This window comes from Burkholderia sp. Bp9140 (assembly GCF_003853425.1).
Classification (GTDB): Bacteria; Pseudomonadota; Gammaproteobacteria; order Burkholderiales; family Burkholderiaceae; genus Burkholderia.
In genome coordinates this window covers 95,382-113,838 of sequence record NZ_QTPQ01000029.1, presented here as the reverse complement: position 1 = coordinate 113,838, position 18,457 = coordinate 95,382, and the positions used below count along the sequence as shown (strand labels likewise).

At 64.9% G+C, this 18,457-nt stretch carries 16 protein-coding genes and 1 pseudogene; 6 read left to right on the top strand and 11 right to left on the bottom strand.

Annotated features, from left to right (window positions below; all coding sequences use genetic code 11):
- Positions 1–139 precede the first annotated feature (139 nt).
- The 4 genes from dbpA to DIE21_RS23820 form a co-directional block, all read right to left on the bottom strand.
- Positions 140–1,537, bottom strand: a complete 1,398-nt coding sequence (gene dbpA / locus DIE21_RS23835; RefSeq protein WP_124500017.1) for an ATP-dependent RNA helicase DbpA — start codon at positions 1,535–1,537, stop codon at positions 140–142.
- Complete coding sequence (locus DIE21_RS23830) at positions 1,534–1,731, bottom strand: hypothetical protein (RefSeq protein WP_124500016.1); 198 nt, start codon at positions 1,729–1,731, stop codon at positions 1,534–1,536. Before DIE21_RS23830 ends, dbpA begins: the two co-directional genes overlap by 4 nt.
- 394 nt (positions 1,732–2,125) lie before the next feature.
- Positions 2,126–3,808: a malate dehydrogenase (quinone) gene (gene mqo / locus DIE21_RS23825; RefSeq protein ID WP_185642831.1), complete on the bottom strand. Its 1,683-nt coding sequence runs from the start codon at positions 3,806–3,808 to the stop codon at positions 2,126–2,128.
- 555 nt (positions 3,809–4,363) lie between these two features.
- Complete coding sequence (locus DIE21_RS23820; RefSeq protein WP_311767464.1) at positions 4,364–5,767, bottom strand: PLP-dependent aminotransferase family protein; 1,404 nt, start codon at positions 5,765–5,767, stop codon at positions 4,364–4,366.
- A 119-nt stretch (positions 5,768–5,886) separates the two neighbouring features.
- Here DIE21_RS23820 and DIE21_RS23815 point away from each other — a divergent pair, with 119 nt between their 5' ends.
- Together DIE21_RS23815 and DIE21_RS23810 are read left to right on the top strand one after the other, a co-directional pair.
- Positions 5,887–6,858 carry a DMT family transporter gene (locus DIE21_RS23815; protein WP_221622396.1) on the top strand — a complete coding sequence of 324 codons (972 nt, stop codon included), beginning with the start codon at positions 5,887–5,889 and terminating at the stop codon, positions 6,856–6,858.
- A gap of 3 nt (positions 6,859–6,861) precedes the next feature.
- Positions 6,862–7,032 (top strand): annotated as a pseudogene (locus DIE21_RS23810) (alanyl-tRNA editing protein); the annotation flags it as partial.
- 48 nt (positions 7,033–7,080) lie between these two features.
- Here the strand turns inward: DIE21_RS23810 and DIE21_RS23805 are convergent.
- Together DIE21_RS23805 and DIE21_RS23800 are read right to left on the bottom strand one after the other, a co-directional pair.
- Positions 7,081–7,401 (bottom strand): hypothetical protein, encoded by a 321-nt coding sequence (locus DIE21_RS23805; protein ID WP_124500014.1) that lies wholly within the window; start codon positions 7,399–7,401, stop codon positions 7,081–7,083.
- A gap of 61 nt (positions 7,402–7,462) precedes the next feature.
- On the bottom strand, positions 7,463–7,951 hold the full coding sequence (locus tag DIE21_RS23800) for an Lrp/AsnC family transcriptional regulator (RefSeq protein WP_057926304.1): 489 nt from the start codon (positions 7,949–7,951) through the stop codon (positions 7,463–7,465).
- Between the two features lie 125 nt (positions 7,952–8,076).
- Here DIE21_RS23800 and DIE21_RS23795 point away from each other — a divergent pair, with 125 nt between their 5' ends.
- Both DIE21_RS23795 and DIE21_RS23790 read left to right on the top strand, forming a co-directional pair.
- A complete protein-coding gene (locus DIE21_RS23795; protein ID WP_124500013.1) occupies positions 8,077–9,114 on the top strand; it encodes a histone deacetylase family protein in 1,038 nt (345 codons plus the stop codon).
- A 70-nt stretch (positions 9,115–9,184) separates the two neighbouring features.
- Positions 9,185–10,330 carry a branched-chain amino acid ABC transporter substrate-binding protein gene (locus DIE21_RS23790; protein WP_124500012.1) on the top strand — a complete coding sequence of 382 codons (1,146 nt, stop codon included), beginning with the start codon at positions 9,185–9,187 and terminating at the stop codon, positions 10,328–10,330.
- 54 nt (positions 10,331–10,384) lie between these two features.
- Here the strand turns inward: DIE21_RS23790 and DIE21_RS23785 are convergent, their stop codons facing one another.
- A complete protein-coding gene (locus tag DIE21_RS23785) occupies positions 10,385–11,260 on the bottom strand; it encodes a mechanosensitive ion channel family protein (RefSeq protein WP_124500011.1) in 876 nt (291 codons plus the stop codon).
- A gap of 329 nt (positions 11,261–11,589) precedes the next feature.
- Between DIE21_RS23785 and DIE21_RS23780 the strand changes: the two genes are divergently transcribed.
- Positions 11,590–12,960 (top strand): M23 family metallopeptidase, encoded by a 1,371-nt coding sequence (locus DIE21_RS23780; protein WP_124500010.1) that lies wholly within the window; start codon positions 11,590–11,592, stop codon positions 12,958–12,960.
- 503 nt (positions 12,961–13,463) lie between these two features.
- On the opposite strand, the gene DIE21_RS23775 is transcribed toward DIE21_RS23780, so the two are convergent.
- The 3 genes from DIE21_RS23775 to DIE21_RS23765 all read right to left on the bottom strand — a co-directional run bounded on the left by DIE21_RS23775 (position 13,464) and on the right by DIE21_RS23765 (position 15,740).
- Entirely contained in the window at positions 13,464–14,201 is a 738-nt protein-coding gene (locus DIE21_RS23775) for a fucose-binding lectin II (RefSeq protein WP_124500009.1), read from the bottom strand.
- 193 nt (positions 14,202–14,394) lie between these two features.
- Positions 14,395–15,219 (bottom strand): fucose-binding lectin II, encoded by an 825-nt coding sequence (locus tag DIE21_RS23770; protein ID WP_124500008.1) that lies wholly within the window; start codon positions 15,217–15,219, stop codon positions 14,395–14,397.
- A 131-nt stretch (positions 15,220–15,350) separates the two neighbouring features.
- Complete coding sequence (locus tag DIE21_RS23765) at positions 15,351–15,740, bottom strand: fucose-binding lectin II (RefSeq protein WP_124500007.1); 390 nt, start codon at positions 15,738–15,740, stop codon at positions 15,351–15,353.
- 675 nt (positions 15,741–16,415) lie between these two features.
- Here DIE21_RS23765 and DIE21_RS23760 point away from each other — a divergent pair.
- The gene (locus DIE21_RS23760; protein ID WP_124500006.1) at positions 16,416–16,820 is read left to right on the top strand and encodes a peptide ABC transporter ATPase; all 405 of its coding nucleotides are present in this window, start codon (positions 16,416–16,418) and stop codon (positions 16,818–16,820) included.
- Between the two features lie 186 nt (positions 16,821–17,006).
- Here DIE21_RS23760 and DIE21_RS23755 read toward each other — a convergent pair whose 3' ends face one another.
- A complete protein-coding gene (locus DIE21_RS23755) occupies positions 17,007–18,428 on the bottom strand; it encodes a hypothetical protein (RefSeq protein ID WP_260432548.1) in 1,422 nt (473 codons plus the stop codon).
- Positions 18,429–18,457 lie beyond the last annotated feature (29 nt).

Here is an 18,457-nt window from a genome sequence, read left to right as displayed (position 1 = left end):
TCGACCGGCGGGGGCCGGGCTATTACGATCCCTTTGCCGCGTGCGCGCGGGAGCCCGCCGCGCGCGGATATCCGGACCTGGCGTTAGGCGCGGTTAGTGCAGCGCGGCGGGGCGGCGGGGGCAGCCGCGCCGCTTGCGGTCACTCCTCGTCCATCAACCGGACCTTGACCCGCTTGCCCTTGATCTTCCCCGCATTGAGCTTGCGCAGCGCGTCGCGTGCGACGCCGCGCTCGATCGCGACATAGGTCGAGAACTCGGTCACGTTGATCTTGCCGACCTGCTTGCCGTCGAATCCGGCATCGCCGGTCAGCGCGCCGAGCACGTCGCCCGGGCGGATCTTGTCCTTGCGCCCGCCGAGGATCTGCAGCGTTTCCATCGGCGGCAGCAGCGTGTCGTTGCCGGCCGGCTTCAGTTCCGCGAGCGGATGCCATTCGACGTCGCGCTTTTGCGCCTGCTCGATCGCGCCGACGCGACCCATCTCGTCCATGCTGGCGAGGCTCAGCGCCCAGCCTTCCTGGTCCGCGCGGCCGGTGCGGCCGATGCGGTGCACGTGCACTTCGGGGTCGGGCGTCACGTCGACGTTGATCACCGCCTCGAGCTGCGCGATGTCGAGCCCGCGCGCGGCGACGTCGGTCGCGACCAGCACCGAGCAGCTGCGGTTCGCGAACTGGATCAGCACCTGGTCGCGCTCGCGCTGTTCGAGTTCGCCGTGCAGCGCGAGCGCGTGGAAGCCCTGCGCGTGCAGCACGTCGAGCAGGTCGCGGCATTGCTGCTTGGTGTTGCAGAACGCGATCGTGCTCACCGGCCGGTAGTGGTTCAGCAACTGGCCGACCGCGTGCAGCCTCTCGGTTTCCGTCACTTCGTAGAAGCGCTGGCGGATCTTGCTGTTGTCGTGGCGCTCCTCGAGCTTTACTTCCTTCGGGTTGCGCAGGAACTGCTGGCTCAGCTTCGCGATGCCGTCCGGATAGGTCGCGGAGAACAGCAGCGTCTGGCGCGTCGTCGGGCACATCCGCGCGACTTTCGCGATGTCGTCGAAGAAGCCCATGTCGAGCATCCGGTCGGCTTCGTCGAGCACGAGCGTGTTCAGCGCGTCGAGCTTCAGGTTGCCGCGGTCGAGGTGATCCATGATGCGGCCCGGCGTGCCGACGACGATATGCGCGCCGTGCTCGAGGCTCTGCGCCTGCGGGCGCATCGGCGTGCCGCCGCACAGCGTCAGCACCTTCACGTTTTCCTCGGCGCGCGCGAGGCGGCGCACTTCCTGAGCGACCTGGTCGGCGAGTTCGCGCGTCGGGCACAGGATCATCGCCTGCACGTCGAAGCTGCGGGTATCGAGGCGCGCCAGCAGCGCGAGCGAGAACGCGGCGGTCTTGCCGCTGCCCGTCTTCGCCTGCGCGATCAGGTCGTGGCCGGCCAGTGCGATCGGCAGGCTCGCGGCCTGGATCGGCGTCATGTCGACGTAGCCGAGCTGCGCGAGGTTCGCAAGCACGGCGGGCGTCAGCGATAGCGCGCTGAAGGGCGTGGCGGTCGGCTGGGTCATTCCAGGTCTCCGAGGTAAGGACGGCCTGCCATCTGCTCGTAGACGATCGTGCCGTCTTCGGCCTCGAAGCGTTCGAGATAGTTGCGCGCGCCGCACAGCGGGCAGCGGAACAGCAGCCCCTGGCCCTCGTCCTTGATGACGACGTCGGACTGCTCCCACTGCGTGCCGCAGCTCTGGTTTCGGCAGGTAAACACGGTTTTTCTCCAGCTGAATTCGGTTGGTGGCGCGCCCGGCGGGCGCGGCAACGGTGTGCGGCGCTCGCGCGGCTCGGGCGCGGGCCGCACCGGCGGTCGCGTGGACCGCGTCGATGCGGATGGTGGATCGGGGGCGACAGCGTCGCGCGTGCCCGCAATTCTAGCGGATGCGGGTGGCCGGCAGCGGACGATCGGTAGCGGGCTATCGGCGGTGGGATATCGGCAGTGGGTAGCCCGGCAGTGGACGACCGGCGAGGACGACCGGCGAGGACGACCGGCGAGGACCACCGGCGAGCGCGCCGCCGGTCGATGCGCGCGGTGCTGCCCCGTCCGCCATGAAAAACGGCCGCCCCGGAGGGCGGCCGTGCGGTGCGGAAAAACGGGGCCGGACGCGTTACAGCGCCATGTCGGCCGCTGCCTTCGCGGGGCTCGCCGGGGCGGAGCCCGTCGCCTGCGACGGCGTCGTCAGGTCGATCTTCGGCGGCGGCGACAACTGCAGCACGTCGCTCGTGTAGGTCCATTCCTCGACGACCTTCGCAGGGCTGTCGTTCAGCTTCGTGCCGTAGCTCGGCACGATCTGGCGGATCTTCTGCTGCCATTCGGGCGTCGCGACCTTGTCCTTGAACACCTTCTGCATCAGGCTCAGCATGATCGGCGCGGCCGTCGATGCGCCCGGCGATGCGCCGAGCAGGCCCGCGATGCTGCCGTCCTGCGAACTGACGATCTCGGTGCCGAGCTTCAGCACGCCGCCCTTCTTCGGGTCGCGCTTGATGATCTGCACGCGCTGGCCGGCCTGCCACAGGCGCCAGTCTTCCTTCTTCGCGTCCGGGAAATATTCCTTCAGCGCGTTGAAGCGGTCGTCGTCGGTCAGCATCAGCTGGCCGGCGAGGTACTGGACCAGCGGGAATTCGTCGACGCCCACGCGCATCATCGGCGCGACGTTATGCAGGTTGGTGCTCTTCGCGAGGTCGAAGTACGAGCCGTTCTTCAGGAACTTGGTCGAGAACGTCGCGAACGGCCCGAACAGGATGATCTTCTTGCCGTCGATGATCCGCGTGTCGAGGTGCGGCACCGACATCGGCGGCGAGCCGACCGACGCCTTGCCGTACGCCTTCGCGAGGTGGCGCTTCACGACCTCGGGGTTCTCCGTCACGAGGAACGAGCCGCCGACCGGGAACGCGCCGTAGTCCTTCGCCTCGGGGATGCCCGACGCCTGCAGCAGGTGCAGCGCACCGCCGCCCGCGCCGATGAACACGAACTTCGCGTCGACGGCCTGCGGCGGTTCATCCGAGTGCAGCTTGACCCACGACACGTGCCACGTGCCGTCCGCGTTGCGCGAGATCTCGCGCACTTCGCTCGACAGCGACAGCGTGAAGTTCGGCTGCGTCTTCAGGTAGCCGACGAACTGGCGCGTGATCTCGCCGAAGTTCACGTCGGTGCCGATCGGCGTCCAGGTGGCGGCGACCTTCTGCGAGCGGTCGCGGCCTTCCATCATCAGCGGCACCCACTGCTTGATCTGGTCGTAGTCTTCCGAATACTGCATCCCGCGGAACAACGGGCTCGCCTGCAGCGCGTCATGGCGCTTCTTCAGGAAGCGGACGTTGTCGTCGCCCCACACGAAGCTCATGTGCGGCGTCGAGTTGATGAACGCGTGCGGGTTCTTCAGCACGCCCTGGCGGACCTGCCAGGCCCAGAACTGGCGGGAGATCTGGAACGACTCGTTGATCTCGATCGCCTTCGAGATGTCGATCTTGCCGTCGGCCTTCTCCGGCGTGTAGTTCAGCTCCGCGAGCGCCGAGTGGCCGGTGCCGGCGTTGTTCCAGCCGTTCGAGCTTTCGAGCGCGACGCCGTCGAGGCGCTCGACCATCGTCATCGACCAGTCGGGCTGGAGCTCGTGCAGCCAGACGCCGAGCGTCGAGCTCATGATGCCGCCGCCCACCAGCAGGACGTCGACCTTCTTCGTATCGGCGGCATGCGCGGACGACGCAGCGACGCACAGCGCGAGCGCCGACAGTATTACCCGTAACGTTTTGATCACAGCAGATCCCTTTTCAACTTGGATGCATCGGTTTGCCATGCCGCCCGGTGGATGCGGATTCGCAACCGGCTCGCGAATCCGGAAATCCGGACCGCGAATCCGGAATTTCGGATCGACCGCGCCCGCCGTTGCATTTGCGCACGCGAAACCGTTGAGAAGGACACCTTCGGATCGGCTTCATGCGCTCGTGCAATCGCCTGCGTCGCGATCGAGCGACGGGCGCGCAGGCCCTTGCTGCAGGCCTCGCCGGACGGCGCTTCGCGCTGCGTCGCAAGAGGCCGCGTGCAACGCATTTTGCGGGGGCGGGATGGCAAGGGGCGCGTAATATAACCGAACTCGGCTAACGTGTCGCACGCGCAGAATATCCTTGTTTTCGTGGGGTTTTTTGCGTGTCCGGGTTTCCGGAATATCGTGGGAGGCGTGGGAGAACCGGGAGAAAAGTGAAGTGTCGCGGCGCGGGGTGCCGATGACGCAGCAACGGAGCTACTTCGGCGACTGACCGATGTCGCCCGGCAGGTTGCGGCGCCCACGTTGATGCATGATGCGTCTGCGAAATACCGGGCGCGAAATGGATAGGCATTCCGCATGCATGGCCTACAGCGGGGTATGTGACGATTGCATCCCCGCGCGCAGGAGATCGCCGAGGCGTTCGAATCCCTCTAACAGCATTGCCTCGCCTCCTGACGCGTTGCTGACGCTTGCGCGCACGAAGTGCGGTACCACGCCACGGCCGACGCTGAAGGCCTCTGCAACGCTGATGAGGTGATTGCGTTGTCGCAACTGATGCTCGACCTCCGCTGACCGCCAGGGAGCGGGTACTTCGATCCAAAAGTGTGGGCTGCGATCGTGCGTCCGATAGTTCAATCCTGCGAGGCAGTCGGAGACCAACGTCTTGCGTCGTTCGATTTCCGTGATCTGTTGATGCAGTAACGCGCGTGCCGTGCCGTCTTCGATCCAGCGACTGGCGATCTCGAGGCCCAGTGGCGCGGCCATCCACGAACTGGCGCGAATGGCCGCCCCCTGACGGCTTACCAATGGAGCTGGCACATGGAGAAACCCGGCGCGCAGGCCGGCCGCCACGGCTTTGCTCAGGCTGCTGATGAGAACACCGCGCTCCGGCGCGAAATAGCTGATCGGTAGCGGTCGGTCCTCCATCAAGACGCCGTGCGTTTCATCCTCGATGACCACGAGATTGTGTTCGCGACAGATCGACGCGATCACCTGCCGGCGCTTGGGAGACATGACTGCTGTCGTTGGGTTCTGGATCGTTGGCGTGCAGTACACGGCGGTCACCCGGTTGGCCCGGCAGATCTCGTCGAGCGACTCGGGCATTAATCCTTCATTGTCCATCGCGACATCGAGCAGCTTGATACCGAGGAATCGAGCCAGACCCACGAGGCCCGGATAGGTGAGCTGTTCGGTGACGAGCGTGTCGCCCGGGCGTACCAAGGCCATTAACGCGCAGAGCAAACCATGCTGGCTACCGTTGACACAAAGCACTTGATCTGCGGACGGCGCAAATTCGCCGTGTGCAATCCAACGTGCCCCGGCTTGCCGATGATGGGGTAATCCTGCGTCGGGCGTGTAGAGCATCAGCTCCTGCAGGGCGTGAGGTGACTGCGACAGTTGCGCGAGATCGCGAGCCAACAACGCGGCCTCCTGTCCGGGAATATGCATATTGCGGCTCATGTCGTGGCACAACGCCGGTGCGTCGACAAAATTGCGGAACCCGGTGTCGCGCGCTCGCTCTTGTTGACGCGAATGCACGTAGGTGCCGTCCCCCACCCGGGCAGCCACCAGCCCGAGTCGCTCCAACTCGGCGTAGGCCCGACTGACGGTGCCTGGCGTGATGGCCAATTCGTCGGCGAAGACACGATGAGGTGGCAGCTTGGTGCCTTGTGCGATCACGCCGGATTGAATGGCGCTTTGCAGCGCATGTGCAAGGCGCAAGTACTTGGGGCCTCGCCCTTTGTCCAGCGCATTTTCGACAATTGACATGGTGTCAATATTTGCTTTGACAGTCATATTCACCAGATTTACCCTGTGATTTCAGTGCTTTGTATGGAATTTGCAAGGCTATTATCTCGGTAATATATTCGGAATGGCGTATTGATACCATGTCAATGGCGGTTCAAAAAGAGCATTCGGCACGAGGCAAACTGGCCGGTATGGTGACGGCACTGCTTTTCCTGATCGTCTGCCTGAGTTGGGGTACGACCTGGCTGGGTATCAAAATTGCGGTCGAGAGCGTGCCGCCGCTGACGGCTGCGGGGCTGCGCTTCCTGATTGCATTCCCGTTGTTCGTGCTGTTCGCACTCGTTCGACGAGAGCCGATCCGCTTTCCCCGTCATCAGTTCGGCTTCTTTGTCTTCGTCACGTTATGTTATTTCGGACTGCCATACTATCTGCTCAATTATGGCGAAATCCATGTGTCATCGGGGCTGACGGCACTGTTGTTCAGCAGCATGCCGGTGTTCATCCTGATTTTCTCGGCTGCATTTCTGCGAGAGAGGATTTTTATTTCGCAAGTGGTAGGCATCGCTATTGGTTTTGGAAGTCTGGCGATGATCATTCGTTCACAAGGACTGCATCTTGACTACGCGGAGTTGCTCGGCGTTGTCGCTATCCTCGTCGCAGCCATCATGCATGCGCTTTGCTATGTGAAAACCAAGCAACGAGGCAGTGCGCTCAGTGTGATCACCTTCAATACGTTGCCTATCGGAATCGCAGGCACTGGGCTCTTTCTTGCCGGCTTGATCGTGGAGCATCCCGACCTCGCGCAGATCTCGTCACGTTCCTGGGGCGCGTTGCTTTACCTCGGACTTGCGGCATCGGTCGGTGGGTTCATTGTGTACTTCTTCCTGCTTAAGCGCCTGAGCCCGGTGATCCTGTCGTTCGTGTTCATCATCTTCCCGGTGTTCGCCGTGCTGATCGGCGCGTGGTACGAGAGCGTGCCGGTATCCCGCGAATTGATCGTCTATTCGGCGTTGCTTCTGGGGGGCTTTGCCATTACGAAATTGCCTGTCGAAACGTTGCAGGTGCGGAGGCGCCGAAGGTCGAGTCGGCCAAGAGACGACTGCTCGATCTAAACCGCTACGCCGGTGCGCTGCGATGTTGTGACCGACGCCGAGTGACGAGCAAATCCCGAGTGGGTTCGCACGATGAGCGTGATGCCTCCGACGGGATACGGAACAGTGCGCGTTGTGAATATCGAAGGCGTCGATCTGCAACCGTGTGGAGGAACGCATGTCGCCCATCGCGCTTGCACTTCATCGAGCCGCGGCGTTGCACCGCGGCCCGGTCATGTCACTTCACTTCGCTCCGCCGTTCCGGCAGAACTGCTCGTACCCCTGCGGCGAATTCGCGAAGCCATGCGCCTTCGCGAGTTCCCACGGACGCTCGCATTGCTGTGTCCGCTCGCACCATGCGTAGCCGGCCGAGCCGATGCAGCCATGCGCATCGCGATCGCCGCCGACCATCGGCGGCGCGGCCTGGGCGGTCTGTGCGCCCTGCGTGTCCTGCCCGGCGACATTGGGCGGGAGCGGGTAAGGTGGTTGCGTCGCGCACGCGCCCAATGCAAACGCGAAGGCGATCGTGGCGGCAAGCGACGCGGAAGGAATGAAATGTTTCATGCGGTAGCGCTCCATGGGATGAAGGTCGACAGCGGATGCCCGTGCGTGGGTGCATGAACGATCACGCATCCGGCACCGGCACGCGCGACGAGAATTTGACCTCGCGCAGCGCGAGGCTCGACTGGATCGACGACACACCGGCCTGCTTTCTCAGCACGCGCTCGACGAATTCCGCATACGCGTCGAGATCGGTGGCGACGACCTGCAGGATGTAGTCGGCCGCGCCGGTGATCTTGTGACACGACGTCACTTCGTCGTGACGCCGCATCACGTCCTCGAAGTGATCCGAATCCTGGTCCGAATGCATGTTGAACGTGACCTGCACGAACGCGAACACGTTCATCCCGAGCGCGCGGCGGTCCAGGTTCGCCTGGTAGCCGGTGATCACGCCTTCGTCCTCGAGCCGCTTGCGCCGCCGCCAGCACGGCGTGACGCTCAGCGACAGCCGTTCGCCGAGCGTCGCGTTGGACAGCGCGCCGTCTTCCTGCAGCAGGCGGAGCATCGCGCGGTCGACGCCGTCCAGTTCCACCGAAGCGCGATTTTTGCTCATTCCCGGGTCTCCGTAGACGGTTTTCTCAAAATTGTACGAAACGAAGAGGTGAAAAGCAAAGCTATTGCCGGCCGGCGTCAATAGACTGTTGCCACCCCTCACAGCCTTCACGGCAACGGTCAACCATGCTCACGGTCTACAGCAGCGATCACCATCTGCATCGCGGCGTCGAACTGAAGGACGGCGCGATCACCGATTCGTTCGAGAATCCCCTTCGTGCCGAAACGGTGCTTGCGCAGGTCCGCGCGGCCGGCCTCGGCGACGTGATCGCGCCGCGTGCGTTCGATCGCGCGTGCTATGCCGGCGCGCACAGCGCGCGCTACGTCGACTTCCTCGCCGGCGCATGGGACGAATGGACCGCGACCGGCCGCACCTGCCAGGCGCTGCCGCTCGTGTGGCCGGTGCGCGCGATGCCGTCGGCCGCCACGCTGCCCGACTTCATCGACGGCAAGCTCGGCTTCTTCTCGATGGATGCCGGCGCGCCGATCAACGCGGGCACGTGGGGCGCGGTGAGCGCGAGCGCGAACTCGGCGCTCACCGGCGCCGAGCTGCTGTCGAACGGCGGCGCGCGCGCGGCGTTCGCGCTGTGCCGGCCGCCTGGCCACCATGCGGGCCGCGAGTACATGGGCGGCTACTGCTACCTGAACAACGCGGCGATCGCCGCGCAGCACGGCATCGCGAGCGGTGCCGCGCGCGTCGCGGTGCTCGACGTCGACTTCCACCACGGCAACGGCACGCAGGACATCTTCTACGACCGTCCGGACGTGCTGTTCGCGTCGCTGCACGGCGAGCCGGCGGTGTCGTATCCGTACTTCTCGGGCCATGCCGACGAGCGCGGCACCGGCGCGGGCGAGGGCTTCAACCTGAACCTGCCGCTGCCGAAGGGCACGCAGTGGGACACCTACTCGGCGGCACTCGGCCAGGCCACCGCCGCGATCGCGAAGCACGCGCCCGACCTGCTCGTCGTGTCGCTCGGCGTCGACACGTTCGAGCACGACCCGATCAGCCATTTCAAGCTGCGCTCGCCCGACTACCTGCGGATCGGCGAAGCGCTCGCGCGCCTGGACCTGCCGACGCTGTTCGTGATGGAGGGCGGCTACATGGTCGACGAAATCGGTATCAACGCGGTGAACGTGCTGCTCGGCTTCGAAGGGCGCGCGTGAGCGCATCGCTTTGCCTGCAATCAACGACGGTCCTGATCACGAACCAAGAGCGACAAGGAAGGAGACGAACATGAATCGACATCGGAACAAGACGGCATGCGCGACCGCGGCCGCGCTGGCGTGCGCATTGTCCGCGCTGTCCGCGTACGCTGACGAGGTCGTGCGCATCGGGCACGTCGCGCCGCTGACCGGCGCGATCGCGCATCTCGGCAAGGACAGCGAGAACGGCGCGCGGCTCGCGGTCGAGGAGATCAACGCGAAGGGGCTCGTGATCGGCGGCAAGAAGATCACGCTGCAGCTCGACGCGCAGGACGACGCGGGCGACCCGCGCACCGCGACGCAGGTCGCGCAGCGGCTCGTCGACGACAAGGTGGTCGGCGTCGTTGGCCATCACAACTCGGGCACGTCGATTCCCGCATCGCGTGTCTATCGCGACGGCGGCGTCGTGCAGATCTCGCAGGCCGCGACCAACCCGACGTACACGCAGCAGGGCTTCAAGACCACCTATCGCGTCGTTGCGACCGATGCGCAGCAAGGGCCGGCGCTCGCGATGTACGCGGCGAAGCACATGGGGATCAAGACGGTCGCCGTGGTCGACGATTCGACCGCGTACGGGCAGGGCCTCGCGACCGAGTTCGAGAAGGCCGCGAAATCGGCCGGGATGAAGGTGATCTCGCGCGACGCGACCAACGACAAGGCGATCGACTTCCGCGCGATCCTCACGAAGATCAAGGGCGAGAACCCCGACGCGATCATGTACGGCGGAATGGACGCCACCGGCGGCCCGCTCGCGAAGCAGGCTCGCCAGCTCGGCATGCGCGCGAAGATCCTCGCCGGTGACGGCGTGTGCTCGACCGACCTGCCGAAGCTCGCGGGCCCGGCGTCGGACAACGTCGTGTGCTCGGAAGCCGGCATCGCGCTCGAGAAGATGCCGGGCGGCGCGGCGTTCGTGAAGCGCTATGAGGCGCGCTACCACCAGCCGATGCAGGTGTATGCGCCGTTCTCGTACGACGCGGTGCACATCATCGTCGACGCGATGAAGCGCGCGAATTCGACGGACCCGGCGAAGGTGCTCGCCGCGATGCCGGCCACCGACTATCGCGGCGTGATCGGCGAAACGAGCTTCACGCCGCAGGGCGACCTGAAGCACGGTGCGATCTCGGTGTTCACGTACAAGAGCGGCAAGAAGGCGCTGCTCGACATCGTCAGGATGTGACGCAGGCGGGGCGCGCCGTGCCGCGCGGCATGCGTGGTTGTGCGCCCCGAAGGTTTACGACGCCTGTACGCGACGAGGTTCGGCCTGTCGCGGCTGTCCGGCATCGTGCACGATGTGCAGCTCGCGCGTGCGGATCGGCAGCGCGCAGTCCGCGTCGTCGAGCGTCTTGCGCACCTGGCGCGCGAGGCGCCAGCGCATCGCCCAGAACGTGTCGGTGTGCGTCCACACGCGCATGTTCGCGATCGCCGTGCTGTCGTCGAAGCGCATCACCATCACGTCCGGCGCGGGATCCTTCAGCACGTCGGGGTCGGCTTCGGCCAGCGCGCGCAGCGCGTCGAGCGCGCGATCGATGTCGTCGTGCACGGACACTTCCACTTCGAGATCGAGGCGGCGCGTCGGATTGCGCGTGTAGTTGCGGATCGAGCTGCCCCACAGCGCGCTGTTCGGCACGTATTCGCAGATGCCGTCCGGCTTCGTCAGCCGCGTCATGAAGAGCCCGACCTCGTCCACCGTCCCCGCGACGCCCGTGCCGCCGTCGATGTAGTCGCCCACCTTGAACGGCCGCAGCAGCAACAGCATGATGCCGGCCGCGATGTTCTGCATCGTGCCCTGCAGCGCGAGCCCGATCGCGAGGCCGGCCGCGCCGAGCACCGCGACGATGCTCGCGGTTTCGATGCCGAGTTGCGACAGCGCGCCGACGATCGCGACGATGCGGATGCCCCATACGGCGACGTCGCAGAGGATCGGCCGCAGCGTGTCGTCGACGCGCTCCTTGTTCGCGAGCAGGCGGCTCAGCCAGCTGCCGATGCGTTTGGACAGCCACCAGCCGGCGACGAGCAGGGCGAGGCCGGCGCAGAGCCTGAGTGAAAGCGTGGACAACGCGTTCCACAGGAACGTCCAGCGTTCCGGATGAAGATGATCGAGAAACATGACGGGATTCCGGTTTGAAGACAGAAGGCGCGACAGGCGGCATCGTCCGCCGTTGTCGGGCAGGCTTGCGCATGCGCGCCGGCAGCCCTCGACTGTACACGGCGTTCGGCGGTTCGCGCGCATGCACGGGGTCGGATCTCACGCATCTTCGCCATGAAATCGCGCTTTAGTTCATGTACTAAGAGTGTCTAAGAACAAATAGGACTGGTCCTATTCAGCCATGTTTGCCATGCCGATACACTCGCTTCCAGGCTACCGGATCGCGATGATCGTTCGTCCGCGGCAACCGGTTCTTTTCCCGTTTTTCATTGATAGCGAGTGACGACGCGATGCGGTTCGACCTGTGTTTACGTCTCGCACGCGAACAAGGTCGATCCGCGCAATGCGGCGCCATCCGCTTTCCGCTTCGCCGCGCGCTGGTGCGCGGTGTCGTTGTTGCGGCGTGGCTTGCCGGCATGCAGGGTGCGGTGGCGTGGGCGTCTTCCGATGCCACGCCGTTCGCGCCCGTGACGGCGCAAGCAGCCGACCTTGTCGACGTGCCCTTCTTCAGTTCCGCCCGGACCATCTGGGGCGGCCTGCTGGCATCGACGGTGGTGCCGGGCATCGCGCCGGCTTCGCCGGCGGCCCGTGTGCGTGCGGACGCCTATTCCGGCATGTTCGTCGTGCGCGCAGGCGCATGTGCGCCGTACGTCGTCCTCTGCGACGCGGCACGCGATGCGATCGAGCGCGATTACGCGGCCCGCTTCGACTACGGTTTCGCATCGCCGCTTCCGGCAATCGGCATGCGGCCTGCATTCGAGCCGCGTCATGCCGATCTGGCGTCTGCCGAGCCGTTCGTGCTTGTGGAGCAGGAGAGCGGCACGCGTGTCGGCGCGATCACCGGCAGCCTGCGCGCGTCGCTCGCGCGTGCCGATCTGCCGGCCGGCGTCGCTGCGCAGGTCACGCGCATGACGGCCGGGCGGCTCGATGTGACGCAGCATGGCGCGCTCGGCGACACTTTCCGCGTGGCGTTCGAACCGGACGACAGCGCAACCCTGCCGGGCGGCGTGCGCGTGACGGCGCTCGATATCCGCTTTCGCGGCCAGCGCGTCGCGGCGGTGTGGTTCGCCGCGGACGCGGGATCGTCGGGCGCCTACTACGATCTCGACGGCGTGCCCCTCGCCGGCGCGCGGTTCGCGATGCCAGTCAACACAACGCGGATCAGCTCGCGATTCGGCGCGCGCGTGCATCCGGTAACCGGCGCGCGTCATGTACATTCCGGCGTGGATCTCGCCGCGCCGACGGGCCGTGCGGTTCATGCGTCGGAGCGCGGGGTCGTGTCGTTCATCGGCACCGAACCGGGCGGTTACGGCAAGTACGTGGTGATCCGTCATGACGGGGGCTATGCGTCATATTACGCACACCTGTCGGCATTCGAGCCGGCGCTGCGAACCGGCGCGCGGGTCGTGCGTGGCCAGCGTGTCGGTGCCGTCGGCAGCACCGGGACCGCGACCGGTCCGCATCTGCACTTCGAGGTGCGGCGCCATGCCCGCCTCGTCGATCCGATCGAACTGGTGCAGGCGGCCAAGGCGGCGAAACTGACGGGCGAGCAGCGTGTGGCGTTCAACCGCGTGGCCCATGCCGCGCGCGCGCAGTTGGCCGCGGCCACGGGGACGCGATCTCTTGCGATGTCGCAGTCCGGCGCACCGCACGACGGCTGATCATCAAGCGGACGTCAGCCGCCTCGACCGATCGGTGCAGACCGCTCAGGGCGATCATGCCACGCAGATCGGCGAAGAATGCGGACGGCAGGTGTCGACGGCGGCGACGGCTCAGGTGTGGACGCTCGATGTTCGCATAAGGCAGCGTTTGACGACATCGGCACGCGATGCACGCGGAGCTCGTGCGGAGCCCTCGTTGATGCAGGAAAGGTGGCGGCACCCACCGACCACCATCGAACGATCACGCCTGAACCGGCGACGCGATGGTGCACGGCACTCGATGTCCGAAACGACCCCTTGGCTTCCTGTCAACCGCGACCGGCACCTCGCACGACGATCGTAGTCGCGGCTTGCGCACGGGCATATCGGACCCGGCTGAATTTGCGTCAGCGAGAATGGATTGCCTCGCATGCGGCCGCGTGCGGGAAAGCTGGCCCGACGCCGAATCGCGACATCGACAGGTGCGGCGATTCGGCGTAACCGTGTCAGGCTGCGTGACGCAATCAGCCCAGCGGCCAGTTCAGGATCGCGATGCCGTCGTTGTAATCGTCATCCGTTCCGTCCTCCGACCCGACGAGCCCGAAATAGGTCTTCTTGAAAATGTCGACCTGACGCGAACCGATCTTCGACGGCTTGCCGTTCGCCGTCACGACCACGCGCACCTTCCCTTTGCCCGAGTTCACGATCTGCGTGTTCAGGTTCGCGTCCTGCGTACCGGCGCCCTGGAACGTTGCGGCCGGCTTCGCGTTGTCGTCGACGTAGACTTCGATCGTCTGCTGCGCGGACGAATTGACCAGCGCCGTCACGCCGAACGCGATGTTCGGCGGCAGGTTGAAGATGCCGTCGCGTTCGCCGCCGGTCGTCGTGGTATCCGGCTGCGCGGGCTGCGGTTGCGGCGTCGCTTTCGAGAAGTAGTTGACCACCGCACCGACGCCGAACTTCGCCGCGGCCCCGGGCAGCACGCCGGGTGCGCCGGCCCACGTCACCGTGCAGGCGACCACCTGCCCCGCCGCATCGGCCTTCACCTTGTTCTGCCAGCTGCCGACGTCGAAGCTGTACGGGATGGTCGCGATGTCGACGAACACATCGTACTGCGGCAGCTTTTCCACGAGCTGCGCGGTCATGAACTGGCGCATCCGGTCGAGCACCGCCTGGTCGCCGTTCGCCTGTACGGCGGTTGCATCGTTGCCGGCGAGTTGCAGCAGTGCGTACAGATCGTCATGGGTAAACGGTAGTGACATGTCGTCCTCGTCTCGATGAAAGGTCTCGCGTCGCGCGACCGGTGAGTGGATCTCGCCGTTGTCGCGCGCGGAGCACAGCGTGGGACTGCAAATGACTGCTCGGATGATTCGATTCGCAATGCGTGGTTGGCCCCGTCGCCATTGCGGGTTCGACAGCGGCGCGCACGCCAGGCCGCGCCGCGCATCGCCGGGTTCAGCCCAGCGGCCAGTTCAGGAACACGATGCCGTCGTTGTAGTCGTCGTCGGTGCCGTCTTCCGAGCCGACGATCCCGAAGTACGACTTCTTGTAGAGATCGACCTGCCGCGAGCCGAGCCGCGATGGTTTGCCGTTCGCCGTCACGATCACGCGCACGCGCCCCTTGCCGGAGTCGAGCACCTTCGTGCCGAGGTTCTGGTCCTGCACGCCGGCGCCCTTGAACGTCGCGGCCGGTTTCGGGCTGTCGTCGATGTAGATGTCGATCGTCTGGTCGTTCGCCGCGTTGGTGAGCGCGGTGACGCCGAACTTGATGTTCGGCGGCAGGTTGAACGTGCCGTCGCGTTCGCCGGCGCCGCCGACGTTGCCGCTGCCGGTGTTGCCGCCCGCACCGGTTTCGCAGGTTCCGCCGCCTTGCGACGACGATTGCGCGGCCGTTTCACCGATCGCGGAAATGCTTGCGTACGAGTCGATATGCATCGCGCTGCCGCGCACGCTTTTCCACTGGCCTTTCACGAACGTGACGCCGCTGCCGACGTCGATCGTCGCGACGAGCGTGAACGGCATGCGGCCGGTGGCTTCGGGCACCTTCGACGAATAGGTGAAGCAGCCGTCCGCGACGACGCCCTTGTCGGTCGCGATCGCGAAATAGATGCCGGGGAAGTTGTTGCCGGTCGCGTACGGCGTCGGCACGTTGAGGATGACCTGCAGTTTTCCGTCGCGAATCTCTGCCTTGGCTATGTCGATATGCAGGCCCGGGATGTCGACGTACGTCTCGGACGTGACAACGGGCGCGCTGTTGATCGAGGCCGAAAGGAGGGGCATGGAAGTCTCCGGTGGTAACGCGGTTTTAGAATGCGATGGTGCGTGAGGTACCACTCGACGGGAGCGAACCACCGGCCGGCCTGCCGCCTTTGGGCCGGCCGGCGTCGGCCGGTCGTCGATCGTGCGTCAGGTCAGCCGATCGGCCACTGCAGCACGACGATGCCGTCGTTGAAGTCGCTGTCGTGACCGTCTTCCGACACGACGATCCCGAAGTTGACCGTGAACGGCGAGCCGTCCGATTTCTTGCCGTTGACCGGCGCGAGGCGCGCGTCGGTGGCCGACGTCTTGCCGTTCACCGTCACTTCGAAGCGGAGCTTGCCGTTACCCGAATTCAGCGTCGCTTCGCGCGGGCCGTCGCGCGTGGTCAGCTTGTGATAAGCGGCGGGTTCCTTGCTGTCGCCGATAAACAGCTTGATATGCTGCTGCTCGGCGGCATTCGCGAAGAAAATCGCGCGGAAGTCGGTGTTCGGCGGGATCGAAAACTCGCCGGCGCGATTCGAGGACGTTTGATAGTCGGCCATGCTTTCCTCCTGGAGATCGATGGATAGGGCGCTTCACCGTGTCGCGCAAACGTTTGCTGTTTTAAACACGGCTCGGCCAGCATGGCGAAAAATAAATGAAAAAATATTCGGCCTGGAATGGGAATTGTTCAGAAAATCGAAAACTGAAACAGTCCGATTTAATGGCGATAATTCGAGTGCCTGTTAATCGATATATTCGAGAAATTATATCGAGGCGTGTCGCGATTTCTTGAATAATGGGTGGTCACGCAGGCGGGAATGGCGGGGAGGATCCAGCTTCGGAGCAGGCGCTCGGCGTTCGCATATGGCAGCGTGTTGTTTCAACATCGTCTTTCTCTGTCGTGGCCGCGCCCACCGGCCACCACCGAACGCCCACGCCGAAGCCGGATCGCAAGGGAGGGGTGCGGCGCCGGCGAAGCATGATGACCGGCTCACTCCGAACTTGAACAGGGCACTTCACCGGCACCGCACCCGGGAAGCATATCGACCGGTTGGCGCGGCGCCTATCGGACGAGGCTGATTCTTGCGTGCGATGTTGCCGGGCGCGGCCTGATATACCTGACAGGCGCTCAATTTCGAGATTTTCAGTATCGTGCAAGCAGCGCGCGCTGCCCGACGTTCGGCGGCTTTTTTCATTCAACCGGCCCCATGCCGGGCTCTCACGAGGACAGTGCGATGACGAAACCCGATATTCTGAAAGGTGATATCAAGGGACAGGCGCAGGATGCAGATCGCCACAACCTGGCGCGGCCCGCGGTGAACGGCGCACTGTGGGCGCGCGGCCTGACGACGCAGCGCGTGGCCGATCTGTTCAGAACGCTGCCGGGCCTGCCGGGACACTGGATGCAGCTGCAGAACGAGGTCAACGCCGGCAACCGCTATTTCTATGGCGTCCAGAACGGTCACCAGACCACCGACGAGGGCAAGGAACTGATCCGCTGGATCGCCGACGCGGTGGTCAGCGCCGCGCAGAAGGCGGGATTCGATTTTCCGTTGCAGCAGCTTCGGTTTACGGCCGATACCGGGTGGCTGAAGCTGCAGCGGGTGTCGGGGCGGGTGATGGTGTTTTCGCGGCCTTGAGGTCGGGAGACGTGCCGCGGCGCCGGATCGTCCTCGGATCGGCGGCGCGAGCGTGTCGATAAGCGCTATGTAAGCGCCATGGCGTCATCGCCGGCCGTTCTCCCGGATGTCCGACGCCGTCGGTGCCGCCGGCAATACCCGGCGGAGTGGGCGGTTCAGCGAGGCCGGACGCCGGTTCGGGGGAGACTAACCGCGAACCCGCACGCCATGCGTGCATGAATCATTCGCGTCGCCGCGCGATCGTCGCGGTTGCCGGAGCACGAACGCCATCGGCAGGCCGAACAGCAGGACCCATCGCACCGTGTAGTACACGATCACGTTCGAATCGAACAGAAAGAACAGGAACGGCAGCGGCCACATCACGGCCCGCAGGGGCAGCCATCTGCGAGCGCGGATTCCGGTGTTGTTCTGCACGACAAGCAGAATGGCGGGAATCGCAAACGACAAGACGAATCCCGCGATACCGAAGTTCACCAGGAACTCCCCGGGCATGCCGAACAACAGGGTCGTCTTGTCGAGCGCGGTGCGTTCGAGATCGCGAACGATCCGGGATTTTTCCAGCGCGAACGTGTCGGGCCGGTTGCTCCACAGCGCACTTGGGACGATCGACGCGAGCGCACCGGCGAAGCTTCGCCCCATCGGGTAGGCATAGGCCGGTTGCGCGACCGTATCGATCGCCAGTGCCTGCACGTCGAAGCGCGACAGGTCACGAAACAGGAACACGCTGACCGGTCCCATGCTCAACTCGAGATCGCGCTGCTCGGCAAACCGCTGCGACAGATTCGCAATGTCGTTGTAGCCGAGGCCGAATTTCAACGGCATCAGCAGCAGGCCGGTCAGCGCCACGCCGGTACCGGCGATCTTGATCGTACGCGGACCGATTCGAGCGACGAAGCCGTGATAAATGAACAGTGCGAACACCAGCACGAAGACGACACCCTGACGACTCCCGGCGATGCCGGAAGAGAGCCAGCCCAGCACGCCGAGCTGAACGAACGCCACCACGGTCAGCACGACGCTGCGGCGGCGTCGCATCGTGAGGCAAACGAATATCCACAGCGGCGAGGTGTTGGCCAGCGCCTGAATGACCCCCAAGCCGCGAAACGGATCGTTGTCGGTGCCCGTTTGCTCGACCCGCATGTCATACAGTTCGGCGATTCGTGCGTAACCGCCCAGCTTGACGTAGATGAAAGCGAGCGCACCGAGGGACAGACACGCGAACAGACTGGCGAGGCCGCTGACCCGCACGCCCGGTTCGAACCGCAATACGGGGTTGCCGAGGCGGCGCGCGTTAACGTCGAGCGTCAGCTTGACGACCAGCACGCCGGCGAGGCTCAGGAAATACCAGAGCGCGACGGCCGGATCGTCTTGCGGCAACAGTCGCAGATAGATCTCGTCTCCCGCCAGCAGTTGCCACAGCGGGAATACGCCGAGAATGAAGAACAGAAAGATCCGGAACCAGCGTACGGTCGGGGTTCTCGGCCGAATGCCGGCGATCGCCAGCAACAGCGTGCCGTTCAGTAGCAGCAGCACGCCATGCATGCGCCCGGTCAACAGCAGGGCCACGACGATCGCGGCAAGCGCGCCGACGGCGAACGTCGTCCGCATCATGTGCCGGTGATGGCCTTTCGGGCGCA